This window comes from Caballeronia glathei (assembly GCF_000698595.1).
In the GTDB taxonomy this organism is placed as follows: domain Bacteria; phylum Pseudomonadota; class Gammaproteobacteria; order Burkholderiales; family Burkholderiaceae; genus Caballeronia; species Caballeronia glathei.
The window spans coordinates 1-626 of sequence record NZ_JFHC01000282.1 but is presented as its reverse complement, the minus strand read 5'-3'; the positions used below and the strand labels follow the sequence as shown (position 1 = coordinate 626).

Sequence of the window (626 nt, the reverse complement as noted above, 5' to 3'; positions counted from 1 at the left end):
AGGAGCGCTCGCGCTACTCGCAGCCGCAGCCGATTCCGAACTATGACGTTCCCGCACAGGTGATTTATCGGATTGACGATCATCGGTTTATTTCGCTTGAAAACTATAGCAACTGCAATCACGGCGACACGTACTACAACGATACAAAGGAAGGCATCCGTAAGAAACTCGGGCGCAACGGCATCGAGAATTTTCAGGGGCGGTTGATCAACGCCGATCCCACCGGAAAGAACATTGTTATTCCATCGTCTCAACCGCCGGAACGCGCATGCAGTGACCGCGGCTGTTCTGTGTCGCTGATCTACTCGACCGATAGCGGCAGGACATTTCATGGAATGGTGTACATGAAGAGCTTCGATCCGTTTAGAGATTCAAAGGACTACACGGTCGCTCTAACAACTGATGCCGTATACGTGTCAGAGAGGGGACAATACCATTCCTATGTCATTCGTTATCCGTTGGTTCCTGGTTTTGTATACGGGACAAGTGAAAAGCTTCCCGGCGATAAGCGCATTGAGTTCGATGTGAAGCTGCCGTCCGGCCTGCGCACGCCCTCCGGTCAAGAGCGCTTCACCTGCGACGCGTCGATTCGCCCGAATAACAGCGCTGCTGAACTGAGCCAATGA

Annotated in this window: 1 protein-coding gene; it reads left to right on the top strand. The window is 52.7% G+C overall.

Features of this window, described 5'->3' with window-relative positions; translation table 11 throughout:
• On the top strand, positions 1–626 hold a 626-nt coding region (locus BG61_RS43140), incomplete at its 5' end, for a T6SS immunity protein Tli3 family protein (protein WP_161783741.1).